Source organism: Pantoea sp. ARC270, assembly GCF_003236725.1.
In the GTDB taxonomy this organism is placed as follows: Bacteria; Pseudomonadota; Gammaproteobacteria; order Enterobacterales; family Enterobacteriaceae; genus Pantoea; species Pantoea anthophila.
In genome coordinates, this window is sequence record NZ_PUGA01000001.1 from 1 (window position 1) to 21,519 (window position 21,519).

The window sequence follows — 21,519 nt, forward strand, 5'->3', positions numbered from 1 at the left end:
CAGGCACATTACACCACGCAGGAGAGTGAGGTGGCGGAAACGGGAGACGCGCCGCTTCAGGCCGGGGAGCAGGGCGTTGAAAGTCCGGTTTCCGGCAACCTTTGGCAGGTTCAGACGGCAGCAGGGTGCCGCGTGAAGGCGGGCGATACGCTGGTGGTGCTGGAGTCGATGAAAATGGAAATTCCGCTGCTGGCCCCCTGTGACGGGGTGATTCAGCAGGTCAGCGTGCAGCCGAGCAGCGCCGTGCGGGCAGGACAGCGGGTAGCCATCATTCTTGAAGATCGGTCTTAACAGTCCTGCGTGACAGGGTCACCTGTCACGCAGAACACTTCTTAGCCTGCGCCCGCTTCACGCAGCCAGCCGATCAGCGCCTCGCTGCCCGGCTGACTCAGCGTGCGCTGCGGCCAGGCAAGATAATAGGGTTTGCTCAGCGGCAGACTGAAATCGTCGACAATCACCAGTTCGCCCCGCGCCAGTTCCGCCGCGATCAGGCGGCGCTGCCCCAGCAGCAGACCGGCCCCCGCCACGGCAGCATCAATTGCCAGCGAGGTCAGATTGAAACTGAATGCGGGCTGCGGAGCCGGTTCATCCACGCCTCTGGCCTGAAACCAGCTTCGCCAGTCCGGCAGGAACCGGCCCTCATTGCCCCAGTCGAGGTGAATTAAAGGTGCCTGACGGAAGATCGTTTCTGACGTATAGCGCTGGAGTAAGGCGGGGCTGGCAACCGGCAGCACCTCATCATGGAATAACCACTGTTTGTCCAGCTGCGGATAGCGATCTTCGCCAAAGCAGATGACGAAGTCTGCAGGCATCGCTGTGAAATCAACCTGCGCGTGCGTGCCGTGTAACGACAGATCGCTATCGGGGCAACAGGCGCGCCAGCTCGCCAGCCGGGGCAACAGCCATTTGGACGCCAGCGCTGGTAAGGCATAGAGCGTGAGTGTCGGCGCTTTCGCCGCATGGCGGATATTCTGCTGACCCAGGTGCAGGATATCAAAGGCTTCGGTGACGTAACGCAGATAGGCCTTGCCGGTGTCAGTCAGCATCACGCCACTCTGGGTGCGTAAAAAGAGCGCACTGCCGAGCTGCTCCTCCAGCTGACGAATCTGCTGGCTCACCGCCGCCGGCGTCAATGCCAGCTGGGCCGCCGCTTTCGCCAGGCTGCCCAGTTCGGCGGCCACTTTAAAGGACTGGATAACACTGATTTTGGGCAACCGGGGTGAGTGGGCAGGCATTAACGCTTCCTTATCAGGGTATTAAGTTTTTATCGTTTCACAGGCTTAGCAGGCGACAGGTAGAGTAGCATCACTCCTGCTCATGATGAGAACTGTTGCTATGACTGACTCCCTGGTTCGTCTCGATCTTCATCCGCTGGCCGATCGTGGCTGGCGTCACCGCTGTCGTGAACAATTGAACCACGCTGGCGCGCTGGTCCTGCGTCAGTTCTTACAGACCGCCGCTCTGGAAGCGATAGTTCAGGAGGGCAACGCGCAGCGTCACCTGGCTTATCACACGCTCAGCAAACATAACGTTTATCTGATGAAACCTGATGCGGCCTTCAGCGCCGATCATCCGCGCAATCGTGACGTAATCAGCACCAAAGGCTGCATTACCGATGACGCTATTGCGACCGACTCCCCGCTGCGTCAGCTTTATACGGATGAGCTGTTCAAACAGTTCCTGTGCGACGTGCTGGGAGAGGACGCGCTCTATCCCTATGCCGATCCGCTTTCGTCGATCAACCTGCATTATGCGCCTCACGGCCAGGAGCTGGGCTGGCACTTTGACAACTCCTCTTTTGCTATCACCCTGCTGGTGCAAAAACCGCAGGCGGGCGGAGTGTTTCAGTATGTGAAGGATCTGCGGGATGCCGATGCCGGTGAGATGAATTATGCAGGCGTCGCGGCGGTGCTGGATGAACGCCAGCCGGTCGAGGCCCTGGCGATTGAGCCCGGCGATCTGGTGCTGTTTCGCGGGCGCAACGCCCTGCACCGCGTGACCCCGACCGAAGGTGAGGTGACCCGCATGCTGGCGGTGCTGGCTTACAACACGCAGCCCGGCATTGCGCTATCCGAAACCGCGCGGATGACTTTTTACGGCAGACTGTGAAATCAGGGCACGCCAGCCGCGCTCAAAGATTTGTTGCGTGCGGAAAGCCACTAACGCCCGCCAGTCTGCATCGCAGGGCAAGAATCCTTCGACAAGGTTTGCTTTGATCCTCTGGCCCTCTGCACTGGCGGTGTCGCCAGAGAGATGAAGCCAGTGATCGTCCCGCACCCGCCGATGCATCTCTTCTGCTTCATAAGTTACCCTCTGACGGACGTGAACCGCTGATGCAGAAAATCGATAAACAACGTACAGGATGCAAACGAACCTGAGAGGTTCGTCTGAAGCGCATGACTGCCTGTTAATTCAAACGCTGTTATGAAATGATTGCCAGAATTGATGAATTAAAAGGAAGGTGGCCATTGATACATGAACTCTGGGTCGAGCCTGATGGATGTCAGACCTTTTGTCTGAAAGGCGTTCGGGGAAACGATGCAAGATCGTTATTAGAATCAGGTGCAAAACTTGTATGGGAAGTTGATGCTGTCAGCCATTATGAAGCAATGACACGCTATTATGAATATATGGGCTGGGGTCGATATAGCACGTCTTTTCCTGACGTGGATAGCAGAAGTTATCATGAATTGGGCTGGGAATAGAGCAACTCAGCCAGCCATCATTATTTCCTTCCTGTTACTTCCTGACTTTGGCTGGCTTAATCACGATAAAAAACACCCTTGATGTGCCTGAGCAGGTACTTAACCTTACCGACACTCATATGCGCATAATCTATCTTATGTTAAATAAAGTCTCTAAGACATTCAGGGGGGGCGATGCGACATCAACTCACCTCCTGTTCAGGTTCTTTAATCACATGGAGGCAGTAGCGTCACTACTCCGGAAGAGTTTTTATGATTAATTTCAGCGGTGATGTACTCAGTTAGTCCGGTCAAAATTAGCTTTCTGGCGGCTCCCGCTCAGATAAGAGCGTAATAACATCCCGTGAGCTATGCAGAAATCTTTCTATACGTACTTCGCAATCCATCACCCTGAACACAATAAGATATCGTCCGTAAGCACAGCTTCTGACGCTCTGACCCAGTTCCGGTCTTTCCCGGTAGATAGCTGGTGACTCCGCTATCAGCAGACACTGCTGATACAGTTCTTCCATAAAACTTATCGCACGAATCGGGTTATCCTGCGCAATATAGTCACCGATGGCCTCCAGATCCTGTTCTGCCAGAGGCGACAGACCCAGTTTCATTACGCTTTACCACCTTCGGCCTGCCGCCGATATTTCTGCGAAAGGCGACTAAACACCTCTTCGGCGTTTTTACTCTCGCCGCTCTCTATGCCAGCGCTGACTGCTTTTTGCAGAGCATCAAGTTTCATCTGTTGCTCACGTTCTTCAAGCGCTCTGAGTCCAGCACGGATCACTTCACTGGTGTTGTTATATCGCCCGCTTTCTATCTGGTCTCGTATAAATGCTTCAAAATAAGGGCTTAGGGCTACGCTTGTTGGCATGATGACACTCCCTCCGGGTTACTATCAGTTAATAACTATTAGTATTTCAGAGTTATCTTTCCCCATCAACTTTCGGCTTCATGAGTTCCGGCAATTTTGCCGAATAAGTAACTTTGCATCGGCCAACGGTGTGCTCTCGCAATGGCACTGCTGATACATAACGTTAAACCCCGGCAATTTAGCCGGGGTCAGAATCACGCGTTACTCTTTCGCGATCGGCGTCTCACTCTCGTCAATCTTCGTCTCGCCCTGAATGCTCCTGATGCGTTTCTCAACGTCAGTGACCTGCTCGCTGCTGTGCAGCAGGGTGTAAGTCAGATCAAACGCGGTGCTGGCACCCGGCTGCAGCTGCTTCACGCGCTTCTGCTCACGTTCAATCGTCACCGGATAGGCATAACTGGTACCAGGTTCAATGCCGGTGACATAACCCTGTTTCAGGGTGTCGGTATTTTTCCACAGGGTCAGCAGCGGCAGCTGGCGGGTATCAAACTGAATTGAGGCACCGCCCGTCCCGGCTTTATTGATGACTGCGGCAACGGTCTGGTGATTGCTGTCCGACAGCGGCTTAATGTTAAACACCATCTCATCAAAATCTTTGGTCGGACCTTTATAGGTCTGCCACTCTTTTAATCCGGCTTTGGCATAGTCGTTGAACGGACTGATGCCGGACATCGGTGCCAGGAAGCGTGCGCCCTCTTCCAGAATCGGCGTGCCGAAGTTGCTGTGATAGATGATCTGATAGTCATGCGGATAGTCAGCATGGTTGGTCAGCACATCATGCAGGCTGAAGCTGTTACTGCCCGGCACATAGCGCAGTTCGGTCAGGGTCTGCAAATCGGCTTTCTTAAAAGTGCTCTCTTTAATCAGACCCCGAATGCGGATCTCATGGGGTGCCGCATCAGCCACTTCAACTTCCAGCTGAGAGACAGGTGTGTTACCGGCTTTGCCGTGCAGCGTATAAATGCGCCCTTCGTCCGTCACCGGATGACCGGTCCATTCATAGCCGCAGCGCACCATCATCTCATTAAAGCCATCCAGCCAGCCCAGGCCATTACGGCTTTCAAGGTTGATGTAAGCCGGGTTGACCACCTCTTTCACGGGAGAGTCCCAGCCCATACGGGAACCAAATCCTTCCACGCGCAACAGATTCATCCCGCGGGTCGGACTCAGCGTAATGGTCAGGCCATCCTGACTGCGAATCGTCAGGATCTTACTGCCCTCCTGCTTACCGCCATGAAGCACTTTCTGTTCGATGCTGAACGGTTTGCCCTGCAACTTCAGCTCACCGCTGGAAATCTGCCAGTTTCCCTGCTCAGTGCCCTGTTCAGCACTCGTCAGCACCCAGGTTTTTGCCGCAGCAGAACCTGAAACCAGCACCGCCAGTACCGTTAACGCCAGTTTAATCTTCATTCATCGCTCCGTTAGCTGAATCGTTTTTTCATAACATAAGTAAAATTTACTGACTGAAGGTTAAAAGAAACGTGACGATGCTCACCTGACGTGAAATGGCTCTGTTTTAGCGACAGTAATGCGGGCTGAATCACATAAAAAGCGTCCGGAAATGAATAATCACGACGGATTTTGTGAAACAGAACAGGCCTGGCTTTACTCGATTCAGCGAATGAAACCCACTGTTCGCATAACCGGCAGATAACAGTGGATTAAAAAAACGATAAAAAAATTTTCAGACGCCGCAACTTTTTCCGTTTTTGAACGAACCTGTTAACAGGGACGTCAGACAACCCCGTCTGATCGTCAATGGAGAGAGTAAAGCCAATGAAAAAGACCCTGAAAACCCTGGCTGTCGCGACGCTGCTGGCCCTGAGTGTTCCGGCAACCTCCGCCTTTGCGGCATTACAGGCTGGAGAGAAAGCGCCAGATTTTAAGCTGGATGCGGCCCTGGCGGGTAAATCCACCACCTTTTCACTGCAACAGGCCCTGAAAAAAGGCCCGGTTGTGCTCTACTTTTTCCCTGCTGCCTTCAGTGCGGGCTGTACGCTGGAAGCGCACGATTTTGCTGAAGCGACCGACGAGTTCAGTAAACTGGGTGCGACCGTCATTGGCGTGACCGCGGGTAACACCGATCAGATTGCGAAGTTCTCTCAGCTTGAGTGCCGTGACAAGTTTACCGTTGCCGCCGATCCGGGTGCAAAAGTGGCCGCAGAGTATAAGAGCACGATGGAGATGAAGGGGCAGAAGGTGTCAGACCGCACCTCTTACGTCATCGCGCCAGATGGGAAAATCCTGCTGAGCTACACCGATAAAAACCCTGACGCGCATATCCAGAAAGCCATGGATGCCGTTAAGAAATATCGTCAGGCCAACCCGGCATAACTTCATCATCTGAGCAGGTAAATCATGCTGACTGCGATTGCAGCCGCCTTTCTGGGCGGCATTATTCTGAACCTGATGCCCTGCGTGTTTCCGGTGATTTCACTGAAAGCGCTGAGCCTGATCCGCCATCACGCCACCCCTTCGCACGCCAGGGCGGAGGGCGTGGCGTTTCTGCTGGGCGTCGTGGTGACCATGGTTGCCCTGACGGCGGTGCTGCTGCTGGCACGGGCAGGCGGTGCATCGGTGGGCTGGGGCTTTCAACTGCAATCGCCACTGGTCATCGCTGCCCTGATTCTGGTGATGCTGGGTTCGGCGCTGAACCTGCTCGGACTGTTTGAAGTCGGGCTGTCGATACAGCGGGTTGGCGGCGTGGGAAGCGACCGCGGGGGTCTGGTGGGGTCGGCACTGACCGGCGCGCTGGCTATTATCGTCGCCACGCCCTGTAGCGCACCTTTTATGGCGAGTGCAGTAGGCTATGCGCTGACGCAGCCCCCGCTGGTCAGCCTGGTGATCTTTATCGCGCTGGCGCTGGGCTTCGCTGCCCCCTTCACCCTGATCTCCTTTTTCCCGGTGCTGGCGCGGATTCTGCCAAAACCGGGCGCCTGGATGAACACGCTCAAACAGGGCCTGGCCTTCCCGATGCTCGGCGCGGTGGGCTGGTTGATCTGGGTGCTGGAACGTCAGGCAGGCTCAGCCGCTCTGGCCGCGATCCTGGCCTGCTGCCTGCTGCTGAGTTTTGCAGCGTGGCTGTATGGCATGGCGCAGAAACGCCGTATGATGGGTCAGCGTCACGGGATGCTGCATGTTGCCACCGCGTTTTTCCTCGCGCTGGTCGTGGTGCCTTTGATGAACCTCAACAGTTTTGCCGCCGCGCCTGCCGACACAGATACCGCCTCACAGGCGGCCGCTGCCGTTGCCTGGTCACCGCAAAACGTTGACGCGATCAAAGGCCAGGGCAAGCCTATTTTAGTGAACTTCACGGCCTCCTGGTGTATCACCTGTCAGGTCAACGACCGCACCTCGCTGTCGACGCAGGCGGTAAAAGCCGCGATGGCGCGCACCAGTACGATCTACATGGTGGCGGACTCCACCCAGTACAATCCTGATGTGGAACAGGCTCTGAGCGACTTTGGTCGTGGCGGACTCCCGCTCTACGTGGTCTACCCGGCTGACGGGGGGAAACCGGAAGTGCTGCCACAGGTGCTGACGCCGGGAATTGTCATATCAGCGCTGGATAAGGCGACGGAAAAAGGAAAGAAAACCTGAAACGACTGAACCAACACGCGCCTGGGGCGCTGACCGGCTGATGTCCGATGCCAGAAACTGATCGGCGCGCCCAGCAGTGGCCAGCGCTGATGGCACGCGCACAGGCAGGCGACAGAGCGGCCTATAACCAGTTACTGAAAGCGATGGTTCCGGCCATCCGGGCACTGGTGTGCAAAAAAATCCGCGACGAGGCCCTGGTTGAGGATGTGATTCAGGAGACGCTGCTGGCGATCCACCGGGTGCGGCATACCTACGATCCGCAGCGGCCTATCCTCCCCTGGATAGCGGCTATCACCGCTGCCCGGACCATTGATGCGCTGCGTCAGCACGGCCGACGTCAGGAAGTCCAGGATGAGGAGGTGCTGCACCGCCAGCCTGCTGCCGGGGCTGACAACGCCGCCGATGCCGATATCCTCTCGGGTTATCTGGACACCCTTCCGCTGCGTCAGCGGGAAATTGTTGAATCCGTACATCTGCGTGAGCAGAGCCTGGCGCAGGCGGCCGCTGAAACGCATCAGTCGCTCTCTGCGGTTAAATCCCTGTTGCATCGCGCAATGGTTAATCTTCGTAAATATGGACGGGGTCATCATGAAAAATCATGACCAGTTAATCAATCAGCTCAGCGCCTCTGCACAGCCGGTACGACGGGTGTGGCCAACACCCTGGCGGGTGGCGGGCTGGATCGCGCTGGCCCTGCCATGCGGTGCGCTGAGCAGCTGGGCATTTCACACCAGGCAGACAGACTGGTCACAGCCCGGCGCGTTACTGGCGCTTGCCGGCCTGGTGCTGTCACTTATCATCGCGGGCAACATGCTGGCGGCAGCCTTTACACTGAGCATTGCGGGAAGGAAACCTCTCAGCCTGCGCGGTTCGGCGGTGCTGACGGCGATCTGGCTGGCGCTGAATCTGATTAACATGTCATCGTCAGAACCGCCAGCGGCAGCAGGCCGGTTTGGTGAAGGGATACACTGCTATCTGTTTATGCTCTCTGCCAGTGTGCCGATGATGCTGATCTCCGTGGTTGCCCTGCAGCGTACCCGATCACTCCATCCGGCGCGCAGTCTGGCCCTGACCGGCTGTAGCAGCGCATTCACCTCATCTATGCTGCTGTCGCTATGCCATGAAACCCATCTGCATGCCATCGACTTTTCCATGCATCTGGCCGCAGGCCTGACCATCGTGGCTCTGACGGTGCTGGCGGGCCGCCGCTGGGTCAGGCTGCAAGACTGACGGGTTCAGAGATGCGCGGTGAACCACGCAATCTGCGCCTTGATGACTGAAGCGAAGTGGTCGCCACTGTAGAGATCATAGTGACGGGCATGCTCAGCGACAAAAAATTCTTTTTCCGCTGCCCCGGCGGCTTCAAAGAGTGCGCGCCCCTGTTCAGGGGGATTTACGCTGTCCTGACCGGCAACCACCACCAGTGTCGGACAGTTCACTTTTGCCGCATTGACGGCAGGCTTATAGCGCAGCGTTTCCAGCACGGTTAAAAATGGGATTTTGATATCCATTGCGGGAAACTGCTGCCGGTTCTCCTCAAAGAACGTTTTAGATTCGTCATCATTCAGCATACGAGTGATGGCAACGAACATCTCTTTGCCACTGCTCTGGCGTTTCTGGTCCATTTTCTCCAGGGTTGCGATGAAAGCAGCCTTTTCAGCCGCATCCAGTTTCCCGGTAACAATCTCTTCTCCGTCAGCGAAGGCAAGCTGACTGACCAGACATTTCACATCAGGATTACCGGCTGCAGCACCAAAGATATGACAACCACCGAACGACGTTCCCCACAGACCTGTTCTGTTCGCATCCAGCGCCGGTTGATCTTTTACCCACGCCAGCACCGAAAGAATGTCAGCAATCTGCAGCGCCGGAACCAGGCGACCGCGTTCACCCTCGCTGTCACCAAATCCGCGATAGTCGAAGGTTACCGTCGCAAAGCCCGCCTGCGTAAACGCTTCTGCGAAGGCGGGTAACAGAATGCCCTGAATACCACAAAAGCCGTGGCACAGGATAATGACCGGGGCAGGCTTTTCTCCTGCTGGCTGACGCAACGTCAGCGCGATACCGTCAGTCAGCTTATGCGTTGATAATTCCATCATAGTTAATGCTCCTTGTTGAATGAAAGTTAACGTCATTGAAAACAGGGCACCATTTCACAGCGAAAGCATTTTTTCCCCGATCGAGATCAGGGTGATAAGACTTTTTCTGCTGATTAACAACAAATCCGACGCGAAGGCTGCCAAACCCCCGGTTCTGGCGTAGGCTGAAAGCTGGCTGGAATTACGACACGGGAGAAGGCAATGCACGAAGAACTAACGGCTCAATGCCACTGTGGCGCAGTGGCATTCAGGGTGACGCTGAAAGATGGGTTTAACACGGTGCGCCGCTGCAACTGCTCATTTTGCCGGATGCGCGGCGCAGTCGTGGTATTTGCCACCCACGTGGCGTTAACGCAGGGTGACGCGCAGCTCACCGAATATCGCTTTAACAGCAAACAGGTGGGACACTACTTCTGCTCGGTCTGCGGCATCTACACCTTCCATCAGAGCCGCTCGCAACCCGATCAGTTCGGCGTGAACGTCGCCTGCCTGGACGGGGTTTCGCCCTTTGATTTCACCGACGTGCCGGTCTCCGATGGCATGAATCACCCCAAAGATGGCGGTGCCGGTGGGATCGCGGGTCATCTGGTTTACACGCCGACCCGCTGAGCCAGCCGGGAAGCACTATTCCCGGCTCGGTTTGCCGCTGAAACGGGTGATCGGTTTCTCCTCTTCCCTGTCGATCTGCTGAGAGAAGACATCCAGCGCCGTCAGGAGAGGACGCAGGCCGCGCCACAGCTCCTCATCATTAAGCAGACGGATGATGCCGCGAATGCCCGGCGCGGCTTTTTCCTGACGTGCCTCTTCCCGCGCCGGTTTGACGGCCATTGCCGCATCACGGATCGCCTGCAACAGATGATTGAACCGCTCAGGCGGCACACTGCCCAGCGTCATCATCAGCAGCGAAATGTTCTGAAGGGCATTCTGCGTGCCGGGCTGATTAAGGCCCGACACCAGAATCTTACCCACCTCGCTATTCGACTTCACCAGATCGTTCGCCAGGCGCAGAAAACCGTGCTGGTGGAGATTTTCAATCAGCTCATCCATCGCCTCTCTGGCGGTCGGTTCGGTTCGCGCAGGCGTAACCTGATATTTTATCCGTTCAGCCATTAAAATTTCTCCGGTTTTTCAACATGTTCAGGCGGCTCACGATAGCCAGCCTGCTGCCACTTTTGCTCAATCGGCAGATGATCGAGTGGGGTCCGGCTGCCGTGCCGGAAGTTGTGAAGCGGTATCGGGTCGGGCTGCGGACGGCGGTCAATACGCTTCATATTGACGGCAATCTCTTTATAGGCGGGTGTGTTGACGTCAGGATCGTGATGTTCCCCGGTCAGGGCATTAACGCCATCCTTTCCGTGGTGGATTGGCATAAAGAGAATATGACCGGCCACGCGTTCGGTAATGACAACCGGCACATCCACCGAACCGCGCCGCGAGGTGATACGCACCCACTCCCCTTCGGTCAGGCTGCGCGACGCCGCCAGCGCCGGTGAGATCTCCACAAAGGCGTTGGGCGAGAGTGAGAGCATGCGTCCGCCCTGCCCGGTCTGATTCATCGACTGAAAATGCTCCAGCATCCGGCCGTTATTCAGCAGCAGATTATATTCCGCATCCTCCTGCTCGGCGGGAGGCTGCCAGCTCAGCGGATAGAGCCGGGCTTTGCCATCCGGGAAGTTAAACCGCTCGGTATAGAGCCGCGGAGTGCTTTCGCCCGCCGCGCTCACCGGCCAGAGCTGCGACTGCCAGCCAACCAGCTGTTCATAGCTGACGCCCGCAAAGATTTCTGCAATCCCTGCTGCCTCCGCCATGATCGCACCGGGATTTGGATAGTGCCACGGGTGGCCCAGACGGGCGGCGAGTTCGGTAAAGATCTGCCAGTCAGGTCGGCTGTCACCCAGGGGTTTCATCGCCGGAGAGAAGTGCTGGATACGCCGCTCGGTGTTGACATAGGTGCCCTCTTTTTCGACGCTCGGGCAGCCGGGTAAGACGACATCGGCAAATTCAGCGGTGCGCGACATAAAGATGTCCTGCACCACCATAAATTCCAGTTTAGTGAAGGCAGCATGCACCGACGCGGAATCGGCATCGGCAAACGCCGTATCCTCCCCGGTGATGTACATTGCTCGAATCGTGCCCTCACCGGCCTCTTTCACCATTTTAAAGTTATCGGCCCCCGCTTTGTCGGAGAGCGCATCCGGTGCCACGCCCCAGGCACGCGCCCATTTTTCACGCATTGCCGGATCGGTCACTTTCTCATAGCCAGGGTAGAGATTACTCAGACAGCCAAAGTCACTGGCGCCCTGCACATTGTTATGGCCGCGCATCGGATAGCCACCGGTGCCGGGCCGGCCATAGTTGCCGGTGACCAGCAGCAGATTCGACAGTGCCGTGCTGGTGTCAGCGCCGTGGCTGTGCTGCGTGATGCCCATCGCCCATAAAATACAGGCACTGCCCGCCTGGCCGATCATCTCTGCGGCTTCGATCAGCGCCGGTTCGCTCAGGCCACAAATCTCGCTGGCAAAAGCCAGGGTAAAGGGAGCCAGTGAAGCCCGGTACGCCTCCACCTGATTAACCCGCTGCGCCAGAAATGATTCATCGGCATAACCGTGGTCAAACATATATTTCGCCATCGCTGAGGCCCACACCAGATCGGTGCCGGGACGGATGCGCAGATAGCAGTCGGCACGCTCTGCCATTTCATGACGGCGCGGATCGACAACCAGCAGCTTCTGACCGCGATGTTTGTGACTCTGTTTGATGTGAGAGGCGATGACCGGGTGGTTTTCAGAGAGGTTACTGCCTACCAGGACTATCAGTTCCGTCTGCTGCAGGTCTGCAATCGTTCCGGCGTCACCGCCATAACCCACCGTGCGAAACAGTCCCTCTGTCGCCGGGTTCTGGCAGTAACGGGAGGAGTTGTCGACGTTGTTAGTGCCGAAGATCAGCCGGGCAATTTTCTGCGTCAGATAGGCTTCTTCGTTGCTGGCTTTACTGGAGCCGATAAAGCCAATCGCATCCCCGCCGTGACGCCGAGCCACGGCCTGCAACCCCTCCGCCACCCGTTGCAGCGCCTCATCCCAGCTGGCGGGCCGGAAACGTCCGTTCTCACGGATCAGCGGGGTGGTCAGTCGTTCAGGACTGTTCACGAAGTCCCAGCCGAATTTGCCTTTCACGCAGGTGGAAATACCGTTGGCGGGGGCCTCTGCCACCGGCTGAATTTTCAGGATGTGGCGATCGCGGGTCCAGATTTCAAAACTGCATCCGACGCCGCAATAAGTACAGACCGTTTTAGTCCGTTTGATTTCCGACTGCCGCAGTGCCACATCAATTTTTGAAACGCCGGTGATCGGCTCCATGCCGATGCTGTTCTCCAGCGCTTTGACGAAGTCGATAAGCGGGCGCTTCAGCCCTTCATCCATCGCCGTGAACGGCCCCGCATCGGGCTGCATGGTTTTTTCCAGTAGCGCATTGCAGGGGCAGACGGTGACGCAGTGACCACAGCTGACGCAGCTGGAACCGGCGATTTCGGTGCCGCCATCCCACAGCACACGCGGATGCGCCTGGGTGTAGTCAATGGAGAGCGTCTCGTTAACCTCGACATTCTGGCACGCTTCAACACAGCGACCGCACAGGATGCACTGGTCAGGGTCGTAGGTGTAAAACGGATTAGAGTGATCTTTCGCGTAGGGCTTGGGCTGATGAGGATAGTACTGAATCGGAATATGCATATCGGCCACGGCGTTATGCAGCGTGCAGTCCCCGGTATTGTGTTCGCAGACGGTGCAGTAGAGTTCATGACGGTTAAGCAGGCGATCCATCCCCTCCTGCTGCATCGCCTCCAGCACCTGGCCTTCACTCTGCACCGTTAAGCCCTCTTCGGTTCGCAGCGTACAGCCCCGCACCCGCTCACCGTTGGCTTCCACCCAGCAGACATCACAGCTCTGTAATGGCGACAGCGCCGGATGGTAACAGACATGAGGCAATTTTTTTCCCTGGGCATCCAGAAAATCGATCAGCGGCTGGTCGGCCAGGCCCTGCATCCGTTCACCATTGAAAACAATAGTGCAGTAATTTTCACTCATATAAGCCCCATGGCGACATTGCGAATAGCTTCCGGCTGGAAAAATACCCCTGAATTTATAGGGTTGCCTCACAAGCTTAGTGAGGATTAGCCACTACGCCATCTGTACGGCTACGCTTATCCGGGTTAATCACTGACAGTTAAGGCTTTTTTTAAATGTAATGACTTTTTACCGTACTCATTCAGGGGCCGATTACGCTGATCTCCTCCTGCAGGCTGCCCGACTTTTCTGCACAATGCCTCAGTGGGCTGATGATAATTTTAAAGTATGTTGTAACTAGAAACATGAAAAGCTCATATCTCCGCATTCGATGATGAATGAGAAAGGTCAACCGACTTTAGCCTGCAACAGATTGCTGCTTAATCTGCTCGTCTCTGAACTACTGAATTCAGGACAGAGTCTGCAGGGGCGAAAGTCATACAGGTGCTACCCTCTCATAATGAATCCCGAATACCGGATTACTATTGATGATGCAGAGTCTTAACCGCCGGCATACAGACTAAGAGGCGTTTTCAGCAGTTGAGCATCACGTTAAAGCTTTATCAATTGCGGGCGGAAGGCCGACCCGTCTCAGCGGGTGGTGGCCCCGGTTTAACGGGCGCATCACCGACATATCATCCATCACGTCAGACAGAGGGCAATATCATGAGCACCTTTAAAGCAACCGACGGCACGCAAATCTATTTTAAGGACTGGGGCACCGGTAAGCCTGTTTTATTCAGTCACGGCTGGCCGCTGGACGCGGATATGTGGGATAGCCAGATGAACTTCCTGGCCGGGCGCGGTTATCGCGTGATTGCCTTTGACCGCCGCGGTTTTGGTCGCTCCGATCAACCCTGGAACGGCAATAATTACGACACCTTTGCCTCAGATATCAACGATCTCATCACCCATCTGGATCTGCAGCAGGTGACGCTGGTCGGTTTTTCTATGGGGGGCGGCGACGTGACGCGCTACATCGGCCAGTATGGCAGCGATCGCGTGGCGGCGCTGGTGCTGCTGGGTGCCGTTACACCCATCTTCGGTAAAACGGCAGACTATCCGCAGGGTGTGGATATGTCGGTCTTTGAAGGTATCCGCGACGGCCTGCTTAAAGATCGCGCCCAGTTTATTAAAGAGTTTGCCACCCCCTTCTATGGCACCAACGCCGGGCAGACCGTTTCCGAGGGCGTCCTGACGCAGACGCTGAACATTGCCCTGCTGGCCTCGCTGAAAAGCACCGTGGATTGCGTGACGGCCTTTGCCGAAACCGATTTCCGTGCAGACGTGGCGAAGGTGAAGGTGCCAACGCTGGTGATTCATGGCAGCAACGATCAGGTCGTTCCGTTTGAGTCCACCGGCAAAGTGGCGGCAGAGATGATTGAGGGGGCGGAACTGAAGGTTTATGACAATGCGCCACACGGTTTTGCGGTGACGCATCAGGATCAGCTGAATCAGGATCTGCTGGCCTTCCTGAACGCACTCTGACCCACACAGGGCGCAGCCGCAACTGCGCCCTTTTCACCCGCCTGCGCGCCTTGCCAGCGGCAGCCGGTTCATGCCGGATTGTCCCCCGCTGTCGCTTCACCTCCCGTCATTGTGCCGGAATCCGCATCTTTAACCACTGGCCCGCACCACCAGCTCAGCCGGCATCACTACCCGCTGCGGCGGCACATCGGGCTGGGCAATTTTTTGCAGCAGCAGCTCGCAGGCCCGGCGCCCCATCACGCCTGAAGGCTGTGCCAGGGTCGTTAACGGGGGTGACACCATCTCCGCCAGGTCGCTGCCATCGAACCCCACTACGGCAATATCCTGCGGGATCCGCAGGCCCGCCTGCTGGATCGCCGCCATCGCCCCTGCCGCCAGCGTGTCAGACACGGCAAACACCGCATCGGGCCGCGTCTCCCCGGCCAGCAGCGCAAGCATCGCCGCTTTACCGGCGCTGAAACTCAACGCGCTGGCGCAGATGATGGTCTGCCATTCCCGCTGCTCCTCTTCCAGTTGCCGGAGGTAGCCCTGCTGCCGCAGCCGGGCATATTTGTAGCTCAGATCATGATTGATCAGCGCAATACGCTGGCGTCCCTGGGCGGCCAGATGTCGCACCACAGCCTGCGCGGCACGCTGATCGTCAATGCCGACGCAGGAGACCCACCCCTCATCATCGTGTTCGGCGCACTGCACCCAGGGCGCAGCGCCAATCAGCTGACTCAGCTCCGGCAGCTTACTGAAAGCGTCCATGGTGATGATGCCATCCACCATCTTGCCGGAAAGCAGTTGCAGACTGGAACGGGATCGGGCGATATCGGCCCCCGAATTACAGAGCAGAATGCGATACCCCTGTTGCTCCGCCTGCGCCTCAATGCCTTTCACCACTTCAGCGCAGAAGGGGTTAGAGATATCGGAGACCAGCACCAGAATCATCGAGCTGCGGGCGGTGCGCAGCTGTCGCGCCAGCAGATTGGGCTGATAGCGGCTCTCTTCTATCGCCGCCAGCACTTTCTCCCGGTTGGCCGGTTTAACCCGGTCGCTGTTATTCAGCACTCTGGAAACCGTGGCGACGGACACCCCGGCCATCCGGGCGATTTTCTGAACAGACATAGCGCTCCCTGTTTTAATCCTGTGCGGTTCCGGTTATCCGCGCACATCACGCGTCGCGATCCAGCCCCAGCTGCTGACGCACTGACGGGCGGTTTTCACCGGACGCGGCAAAATCATCAAAGGCGCGATCGGCCACCGGAATAATATGACGCTGGATAAACGCCGCACCTTCCCGCGCGCCCGTCTCACCCCCCTTCAGGCAACACTCCCACTCCAGTACCGCCCAGCCGTCATAGTCATACTGCGCCAGCTTACTGAAGATGCCGCCGAAGTCTATCTGGCCGTCGCCCGGCGAGCGAAAACGCCCGGCGCGCGTCAGCCAGGGCTGATAGCCGCCATAAACCCCGCTACGCCCGTTAATCCTGTACTCCGCATCCTTGACGTGAAAGGCTTTGATGCGTGAATGGTAGTGGTCGATGAACTGCAGATAATCGATGTGTTGCAGGTGAAGATGGCTGGGATCGAACAGGATATTGCAGCGGGGATGATGATTGACCTCAGCCAGAAAACGTTCAAACGTGACACCGTCATGCAGATCTTCGCCGGGATGGATCTCATAACAGAGATCAACACCGTGCTGGTCAAAAACGTCCAGCAGCGGCAACCAGCGGCGCGCCAGTTCGGCAAAGGCTTCTGCAAACAGCGCGGCATTGTGGGGCGGCCAGGGATAGAACCAGGGCCAGGCAAGCGAGCCGGAGAAGGTGGCGTGAGCGCGAAGGCCGAGCCTTTCCGACGCGGCTGCGGCACGTCTGAGGCTGGTCATCGCCCACTCCGTGCGCCGGGCCGGATCGCCACGCAGCGTTGCCGGTGCAAAATTATCGAAAGCGCTATCGAAGACGGGATTGACGGCAATCAGCTGCCCTTCGAGATGCGTCGACAGTTCGCTGATTTCGAGGCCAGAATCGGCCAGCACCCCCCGCACCTCATCACAGTAAGTCTGGCTCACCGCCGCCTGTTCGAGGTCAAAAATGGCGGGCTGATGGCAGGGGATCTGCAGCGCCCGGTATCCCAGTCCCGCCGCCCATTCCGCCAGCCCGGCCAGCGAGTTGAACGGAGGCTGAGAGGTAATGAACTGTGACAGGAAGAGCCCCGGCCCTTTAACTGTTTTCATCTGTCGCTCCTGCGCGCCGCCAGCGCTTATTCACGGTAACGGAATGAGAAGAAGAAAATAATCGCGATCAGCGCGGCGGCGCCCGCCGGGATCCACCAGAACAGCGCCCAGTTCTGCGCACTCACCTGACCCGCAACCAGATGGTTGTAGAGCGCGCCGGAGATTTGCGAACCCAGCAGCATGCCGATGCCATAGGTGAACATCACCACCATGCTCTGCGCCTGTCCCTTGACCTTTTCACCGGCGATGCGGTCGGTGTAGATAAAACCCACCACAAAAAAGAAGTCGTAGCAGACACCATGCAGCAGAATGCCGAGGTAGATCAGGGTGCGCGTCTCATCACTCATGCCCAGTGCAAACAGGGCATAACGTACAAACCACGCTGACATGCCAATCAGCAGCATCGCCTTCACGCCAAGGCGGCGAAACAGCAGCGGGATGATCAGCATGAAGAGAATTTCAGACATCTGGCCCAGTGACATCAGTGTGCTGACGTTGCGGACACCGGCATCCGCCAGCCAGGAGGCGGTGAAGGCGTAGTAGGTGCCCAGCGGAATCGAGATCAGGGTGGCGCACAGCGCGAAGACAAAGAAATGACGCTGTTTAAGCAGGGCAAAGGCATCCGCGCAGAAGAGATCGCGGACTTTCAACGGCAGACCTTTAGCCGGCGCTGGCGTGTGCGGCAGCGTCAGGCTGTAAAGAGCGAGCAGCACGGAACAGAGTGCGGCCAGCTGGAACACGGCCACACTGTCGGCAATCGCGGCGACGCCAATAAAGATCCCCGCCGCAATCCAGCCGATCGTGCCGAAAACCCTGACGATGGGAAAACTCTTCTCACTGCTGGCGAGGCTGTGAAAAGCGATGTTGTTTGCGAGCGCCAGCGTCGGCATAAAGCAGAGCGTGTAGCCAAATAAGAGCGCGATCAGCAGCGCCCCGTTCTCTGCCATAAGTGCCTGTGGCACAAACCAGAGAATCATCGCACCGGCCAGATTCATCACCGCCATCACCTTCTGGGAAGGGAAAAAGCGATCCACCAGCATGCCGAGCACAAACGGCGACAGAATCGAGGCGATAGGCCCGGCAGAGAAGGCATCCCCGATCAGCAACGGCATGTTGTGGCGGGTCATGACCAGGCCCAGCGTCACCGACCAGCTGCCCCAGATAAAGAACTGCATAAACATCATCAGAGAGAGGCGCGGAACCAGCAGCTTATGCTGCACCCGCTGGCCTGCACTCTCCTGCACCGTTGCAATCATAGGAACCTCACTCGTGAGTCATCGATTACCTTGTCTGAGTGTAAAAGTAATCGATTACAAAATGAGCTTCTCTCGCCGGGATCACAAATTATTAACGCTGCGTTATCATTACGCGCTTTACACACGCGCAGGACGCTGCAGATCACGAGCTGACATTTGCCATCTGCGTTTTGCGGAAACGGTAACGCTCATAGAGCACGGTGTAAAGACCCCCTGTTACCACCAGGATCGCACCGACCACGGTGGCAGAGTCCGGCAGGTTGCCCAGCAGCAGATAGCCCACCGCCACCGACCAGATCAGGGTGGTGTAGTCAAACGGGGCCAGTAGTGAGGCCTCGGCGTAGCGCAGACTCAGCGTCATCAGAATCTGGGTGATGCCGCCCAGCAACCCGCAGCCCACCAGCAACGCCAGTTGATTGCCCTGCGGCACCTTCCATCCGGCAGGCAGCGTAACCAGCGACGTTAAGGCGGTGGTGATGGCGAACCAGAAAGCAATAGCGCCCGGTTTCTCTTTGCCGTTAAGAAAGCGGATCTGAACCAGCGCGCAGGCGGTACAGAAGGCCGCCATTAACGCCAGCAGGATCCCGGCCGACGCGGAGAGCGAGAAGCTGCCCTGCTGCGTCAGCGAGAGATGCCCGGAGAACATGACCAGAATGCCGGTGAATCCCATACACACGGCAACCCAGCGGTGATGACGGACTTTTTCACGCAGCAGCAGCGCCGCCAGCAGCACGGTAAACAGCGGCGCGGCATAGTTGATCGCGGTGGCATCGGTCAGTGAGATATAAAGCAGCGAAAGATAGCTGAAATAGAGCCCACCGGTCCCCGCCAGCCCACGCACAACGTGGCCGCGAATGTTACGGGTGCGGATGCCGTCCAGCACGCTGCCCTGGATACGCAGCCAGATGAGCAGCGGCACCAGCGCCAGCAGCGAGCGAAAAAAGATCACTTCGCCAACCGGTATCGCCCCATCCAGTTGTTTCACACAGGCCAGCATCAGCGTGGAGCTCAGCGCAGCCATGACCTTCATTGCGATGCCAGCAGAGGCGTTCATAGAGCAGATAACCTTCCGGGTGGTAAACGTCAGCAGGAGAAGTTCTTTGCCTCTATAGTCGCACAGCCATAAACGGCTATCTGCCGCGATAAGCCTGCTGACGGCATTTTATCTTTTTTTCTCACCGTTTTACGGCATGAAGAGGTCAGCGGCTCATCCGCTGTCAGGAGGGAATGGCTTAATGACCGGCTTCAGAACGCAAAAAACCCGCACAGGGCGGGTTTTTTCAATCATCAATGCTCGCTTAACTGCTCAGGCTGTTGCCGTCATCGCTATCGTAAGCCGCATTGATCATCAGATGTTACATCGGGACAACGTTTGCCGCTGATGGGCCTTTAGCGCCGTTTTCAATGGTGAATTCGACCTGCTGACCTTCATCGAGGGTTTTATAATCGTTGCTCTGAATGGCAGAGAAATGAACGAATACATCTTTGCTGCCATCCTGCGGGGAGATAAAACCAAAACCTTTGCCCGCATCAAACCATTTTACTAAACCAGTCATTTTATTCGACATCGATACTTCCTTAATAATGAGCCACGAAGTGGCAGAGATGGACTGTCTTCCAGAAATAAACTTACCAGGATTTTAGGAGGAGACTCACGAAGAAGGGGTATCTTGAGATATCGCTTGCACTGAGGACTGCTTGACTAAAACTGCTTTGATAAGGTCTGTGTTCCAAACCGATGACGCTATTAAGTCATGCCTGCCCGACATTAGCAAACATTATTTTAATTTAATTTTAACATCCAGACGGCCAGGCATCTTTACTGATTTGTCTGTCCTTTTTTATTTCCCGGATGGCGGAAAAGATAACGAACGCTGCATTTTTAAAGCCGCAACCCGGTTCTGAGGCTGGCTGCACCCCGTTTCCCACAGGTCTCAGTCAGCCCCGCGCAGCGACAACCCCGGCTGCCGCTGCGCCCTGCCCGGCGGCTGTCAGGCCAGTTCAGCCTGCTGACGGGCGGCATGCCGCGCCGTCATCACAAAGACTATCAGGCCGCCGACCCCCAGCGCCACGCCAACCCACGCCGTTGACAGCCAGCCATAACCCAGCGACACCGTCAGGCCACCGAGATAGGCGCCCATCGCATTGGCGATATTCAGCGCCGAATGGTTCATCGCGGCTGCCAGGGTCTGTGACTCATTGGCAACATCCATCAGGCGGATCTGCAGTGATGGCAGCAGCACTGAACAGGTGCCGATCAGGAAGGTCGCCAGCAGGCCGGTTGCCACATGCTGGACCAGCACCGGGAAGGCCAGCATCACCAGCACGTTCCAGAGCAGTGTCCAGCCGATAATGTTCAGCACCGGCCCATCCGCCAGACGGCCACCGACCAGATTACCGATGATCATCCCCAGCCCGAACGCCACCATCGCCCATGGGATCAGTGAGGGAGAGATACCCGCAATATTGATCAGCGTCGGGGCGATATAGCTGAAGATCGCAAACATGCCGCCAAAACCGACGGCGCCTACCAGCAGAGTCAGCAGCACCTGTGCGTTTTTCAGCGCACCCAGTTCACGCAGCGGATGAGCCTCTGTATCGCCGGGTGTATAAGGCACATAGCGACCAATCAGCAGACAGGTCAGCAGACCAATCGCGCCGACAAAGGTGAAGACCACGTGCCAGCTGAACAGCTGACCTATCCAGGAGCCGAGCGGCACGCCAATCAGGGTGGCCACCGTCAGTCCCAGCATCAGCGAGGCCAGCGCACGCCCCCGCCGCGCCGGCGACACCAGTGACGCCGCGACCAGTGAGGCCACGCCAAAGTAAGCGCCGTGCGGCAGGCCGGTCAGAAAACGCGCCACGATCAGGCCGTGGTAACTGTCGGCCATCGCGCTGGCGACGTTGCCGATGCTGAACAGTGCCATCAGGATGAGCAGCAGCGATTTACGCGCCATCCGCGCCGCCAGCACCGCAATAAATGGCGCGCCAACCACCACCCCCAGCGCATAACTGGCGATGGCGTTGCCCGCCTGCGGTTCGGTGATGGCGAGCGAGCGCGACACGTCCGGCAGCAGACCCATCATGATGAATTCGCCGGTTCCGATGCCGAAGCCGCCCAGTGCAAGGGCCAGCAATGCCCAGCGGACAAAACCGGCATCGTCGGTTTTATGATCTTTTCTTAACAAAATGGATTCCCAATGGCCTGAGCTGAAAAACTGAAG

21 protein-coding genes and 1 pseudogene are annotated in these 21,519 nt (G+C 56.9%); 8 read left to right on the forward strand and 14 right to left on the reverse strand.

The features are described from left to right. Positions 1-291, forward strand: a 291-nt coding sequence (locus tag CKF42_RS00005) for an acetyl-CoA carboxylase biotin carboxyl carrier protein subunit (protein WP_199559844.1), incomplete at its 5' end; no start/stop codon positions are given. A 41-nt stretch (positions 292-332) separates the two neighbouring features. Here the strand turns inward: CKF42_RS00005 and CKF42_RS00010 are convergent. Continuing rightward, positions 333-1,235, reverse strand: a complete 903-nt coding sequence (locus CKF42_RS00010; RefSeq protein WP_111207116.1) for a LysR substrate-binding domain-containing protein — start codon at positions 1,233-1,235, stop codon at positions 333-335. A gap of 100 nt (positions 1,236-1,335) precedes the next feature. Between CKF42_RS00010 and CKF42_RS00015 the strand changes: the two genes are divergently transcribed. Next, entirely contained in the window at positions 1,336-2,109 is a 774-nt protein-coding gene (locus CKF42_RS00015) for a 2OG-Fe(II) oxygenase family protein (RefSeq protein ID WP_009092982.1), read from the forward strand. Here CKF42_RS00015 and CKF42_RS00020 read toward each other — a convergent pair. The 4 genes and pseudogenes from CKF42_RS00020 to CKF42_RS00040 all read right to left on the reverse strand — a co-directional run. Then, positions 2,068-2,307, reverse strand: a pseudogene (locus CKF42_RS00020) (DUF2817 domain-containing protein); the annotation flags it as partial. The gene CKF42_RS00015 and the pseudogene CKF42_RS00020 sit on opposite strands and share 42 nt — an antisense overlap. Before the next feature lie 694 nt (positions 2,308-3,001). Then, positions 3,002-3,310: a type II toxin-antitoxin system RelE/ParE family toxin gene (locus CKF42_RS00030; RefSeq protein ID WP_111207118.1), complete on the reverse strand. Its 309-nt coding sequence runs from the start codon at positions 3,308-3,310 to the stop codon at positions 3,002-3,004. Then, a complete protein-coding gene (locus tag CKF42_RS00035) occupies positions 3,310-3,570 on the reverse strand; it encodes a type II toxin-antitoxin system ParD family antitoxin (RefSeq protein WP_009092989.1) in 261 nt (86 codons plus the stop codon). Before CKF42_RS00035 ends, CKF42_RS00030 begins: the two co-directional genes overlap by 1 nt. 201 nt (positions 3,571-3,771) lie before the next feature. Further along, positions 3,772-4,980: an aldose 1-epimerase family protein gene (locus CKF42_RS00040; protein ID WP_111207119.1), complete on the reverse strand. Its 1,209-nt coding sequence runs from the start codon at positions 4,978-4,980 to the stop codon at positions 3,772-3,774. A 366-nt stretch (positions 4,981-5,346) separates the two neighbouring features. Between CKF42_RS00040 and CKF42_RS00045 the strand changes: the two genes are divergently transcribed. From CKF42_RS00045 to CKF42_RS00060, 4 genes are read left to right on the forward strand one after another with little or no spacing between them, the layout of a single operon-like run. Continuing rightward, a complete protein-coding gene (locus CKF42_RS00045) occupies positions 5,347-5,904 on the forward strand; it encodes a peroxiredoxin (protein WP_009092991.1) in 558 nt (185 codons plus the stop codon). Between the two features lie 24 nt (positions 5,905-5,928). Further along, complete coding sequence (locus CKF42_RS00050) at positions 5,929-7,170, forward strand: protein-disulfide reductase DsbD (protein WP_046102650.1); 1,242 nt, start codon at positions 5,929-5,931, stop codon at positions 7,168-7,170. Between the two features lie 47 nt (positions 7,171-7,217). After that, the gene (locus CKF42_RS00055) at positions 7,218-7,772 is read left to right on the forward strand and encodes a sigma-70 family RNA polymerase sigma factor (RefSeq protein WP_111207120.1); all 555 of its coding nucleotides are present in this window, start codon (positions 7,218-7,220) and stop codon (positions 7,770-7,772) included. After that, positions 7,759-8,400, forward strand: a complete 642-nt coding sequence (locus CKF42_RS00060; protein ID WP_111207121.1) for an NrsF family protein — start codon at positions 7,759-7,761, stop codon at positions 8,398-8,400. Before CKF42_RS00055 ends, CKF42_RS00060 begins: the two co-directional genes overlap by 14 nt. Before the next feature lie 5 nt (positions 8,401-8,405). Here the strand turns inward: CKF42_RS00060 and CKF42_RS00065 are convergent, their stop codons facing one another. Then, positions 8,406-9,266 (reverse strand): alpha/beta hydrolase, encoded by an 861-nt coding sequence (locus CKF42_RS00065; protein ID WP_111207308.1) that lies wholly within the window; start codon positions 9,264-9,266, stop codon positions 8,406-8,408. A 204-nt stretch (positions 9,267-9,470) separates the two neighbouring features. Between CKF42_RS00065 and CKF42_RS00070 the strand changes: the two genes are divergently transcribed. Further along, positions 9,471-9,878, forward strand: coding sequence for a GFA family protein (locus CKF42_RS00070; RefSeq protein WP_111207122.1), 408 nt, complete (start codon positions 9,471-9,473; stop codon positions 9,876-9,878). A 15-nt stretch (positions 9,879-9,893) separates the two neighbouring features. Here the strand turns inward: CKF42_RS00070 and CKF42_RS00075 are convergent, their stop codons facing one another. Next, positions 9,894-10,379, reverse strand: a complete 486-nt coding sequence (locus CKF42_RS00075) for a DUF1641 domain-containing protein (protein ID WP_111207123.1) — start codon at positions 10,377-10,379, stop codon at positions 9,894-9,896. Then, positions 10,379-13,351 (reverse strand): formate dehydrogenase subunit alpha, encoded by a 2,973-nt coding sequence (gene fdhF / locus CKF42_RS00080; RefSeq protein ID WP_111207124.1) that lies wholly within the window; start codon positions 13,349-13,351, stop codon positions 10,379-10,381. The genes CKF42_RS00075 and fdhF overlap by 1 nt, the downstream gene beginning before the upstream one ends. Positions 13,352-13,996: 645 nt before the next feature. Between fdhF and CKF42_RS00085 the strand changes: the two genes are divergently transcribed. Continuing rightward, positions 13,997-14,818 carry an alpha/beta fold hydrolase gene (locus CKF42_RS00085; protein ID WP_046102644.1) on the forward strand — a complete coding sequence of 274 codons (822 nt, stop codon included), beginning with the start codon at positions 13,997-13,999 and terminating at the stop codon, positions 14,816-14,818. Between the two features lie 129 nt (positions 14,819-14,947). Here CKF42_RS00085 and CKF42_RS00090 read toward each other — a convergent pair whose 3' ends face one another. The 6 genes from CKF42_RS00090 to CKF42_RS00115 form a co-directional block, all read right to left on the reverse strand. Next, a complete protein-coding gene (locus CKF42_RS00090) occupies positions 14,948-15,928 on the reverse strand; it encodes a LacI family DNA-binding transcriptional regulator (RefSeq protein ID WP_111207125.1) in 981 nt (326 codons plus the stop codon). A gap of 46 nt (positions 15,929-15,974) precedes the next feature. Continuing rightward, positions 15,975-17,039 (reverse strand): sugar phosphate isomerase/epimerase, encoded by a 1,065-nt coding sequence (locus CKF42_RS00095; RefSeq protein ID WP_111207126.1) that lies wholly within the window; start codon positions 17,037-17,039, stop codon positions 15,975-15,977. Positions 17,040-17,065: 26 nt separating this feature from the next. Continuing rightward, complete coding sequence (locus tag CKF42_RS00100) at positions 17,066-18,295, reverse strand: MFS transporter (protein WP_111207127.1); 1,230 nt, start codon at positions 18,293-18,295, stop codon at positions 17,066-17,068. A 142-nt stretch (positions 18,296-18,437) separates the two neighbouring features. Next, positions 18,438-19,349, reverse strand: coding sequence for a DMT family transporter (locus CKF42_RS00105; protein WP_111207128.1), 912 nt, complete (start codon positions 19,347-19,349; stop codon positions 18,438-18,440). A gap of 301 nt (positions 19,350-19,650) precedes the next feature. Continuing rightward, on the reverse strand, positions 19,651-19,863 hold the full coding sequence (cspA, locus tag CKF42_RS00110; protein ID WP_003855207.1) for an RNA chaperone/antiterminator CspA: 213 nt from the start codon (positions 19,861-19,863) through the stop codon (positions 19,651-19,653). A 423-nt stretch (positions 19,864-20,286) separates the two neighbouring features. Continuing rightward, positions 20,287-21,483: an MFS transporter gene (locus CKF42_RS00115; RefSeq protein WP_111207129.1), complete on the reverse strand. Its 1,197-nt coding sequence runs from the start codon at positions 21,481-21,483 to the stop codon at positions 20,287-20,289. Between the last annotated feature and the right edge of the window lie 36 nt (positions 21,484-21,519).

Excerpts from the sequence above, each read along its gene's own strand:
- CKF42_RS00010 (WP_111207116.1), bottom strand. The coding sequence starts at position 1,235 with ATGCCTGCCCACTCACCCCGGTTGCCCAAAATCAGTGTTATCCAGTCC.
- CKF42_RS00015 (WP_009092982.1), top strand. The coding sequence starts at position 1,336 with ATGACTGACTCCCTGGTTCGTCTCGATCTTCATCCGCTGGCCGATCGT.
- CKF42_RS00030 (WP_111207118.1), bottom strand. The coding sequence starts at position 3,310 with ATGAAACTGGGTCTGTCGCCTCTGGCAGAACAGGATCTGGAGGCCATC.
- CKF42_RS00035 (WP_009092989.1), bottom strand. The coding sequence starts at position 3,570 with ATGCCAACAAGCGTAGCCCTAAGCCCTTATTTTGAAGCATTTATACGA.
- CKF42_RS00040 (WP_111207119.1), bottom strand. The coding sequence starts at position 4,980 with ATGAAGATTAAACTGGCGTTAACGGTACTGGCGGTGCTGGTTTCAGGT.
- CKF42_RS00045 (WP_009092991.1), top strand. The coding sequence starts at position 5,347 with ATGAAAAAGACCCTGAAAACCCTGGCTGTCGCGACGCTGCTGGCCCTG.
- CKF42_RS00050 (WP_046102650.1), top strand. The coding sequence starts at position 5,929 with ATGCTGACTGCGATTGCAGCCGCCTTTCTGGGCGGCATTATTCTGAAC.
- CKF42_RS00055 (WP_111207120.1), top strand. The coding sequence starts at position 7,218 with ATGCCAGAAACTGATCGGCGCGCCCAGCAGTGGCCAGCGCTGATGGCA.
- CKF42_RS00060 (WP_111207121.1), top strand. The coding sequence starts at position 7,759 with ATGAAAAATCATGACCAGTTAATCAATCAGCTCAGCGCCTCTGCACAG.
- CKF42_RS00065 (WP_111207308.1), bottom strand. The coding sequence starts at position 9,266 with ATGGAATTATCAACGCATAAGCTGACTGACGGTATCGCGCTGACGTTG.
- CKF42_RS00070 (WP_111207122.1), top strand. The coding sequence starts at position 9,471 with ATGCACGAAGAACTAACGGCTCAATGCCACTGTGGCGCAGTGGCATTC.
- CKF42_RS00075 (WP_111207123.1), bottom strand. The coding sequence starts at position 10,379 with ATGGCTGAACGGATAAAATATCAGGTTACGCCTGCGCGAACCGAACCG.
- fdhF (WP_111207124.1), bottom strand. The coding sequence starts at position 13,351 with ATGAGTGAAAATTACTGCACTATTGTTTTCAATGGTGAACGGATGCAG.
- CKF42_RS00085 (WP_046102644.1), top strand. The coding sequence starts at position 13,997 with ATGAGCACCTTTAAAGCAACCGACGGCACGCAAATCTATTTTAAGGAC.
- CKF42_RS00090 (WP_111207125.1), bottom strand. The coding sequence starts at position 15,928 with ATGTCTGTTCAGAAAATCGCCCGGATGGCCGGGGTGTCCGTCGCCACG.
- CKF42_RS00095 (WP_111207126.1), bottom strand. The coding sequence starts at position 17,039 with ATGAAAACAGTTAAAGGGCCGGGGCTCTTCCTGTCACAGTTCATTACC.
- CKF42_RS00100 (WP_111207127.1), bottom strand. The coding sequence starts at position 18,295 with ATGATTGCAACGGTGCAGGAGAGTGCAGGCCAGCGGGTGCAGCATAAG.
- CKF42_RS00105 (WP_111207128.1), bottom strand. The coding sequence starts at position 19,349 with ATGAACGCCTCTGCTGGCATCGCAATGAAGGTCATGGCTGCGCTGAGC.
- cspA (WP_003855207.1), bottom strand. The coding sequence starts at position 19,863 with ATGTCGAATAAAATGACTGGTTTAGTAAAATGGTTTGATGCGGGCAAA.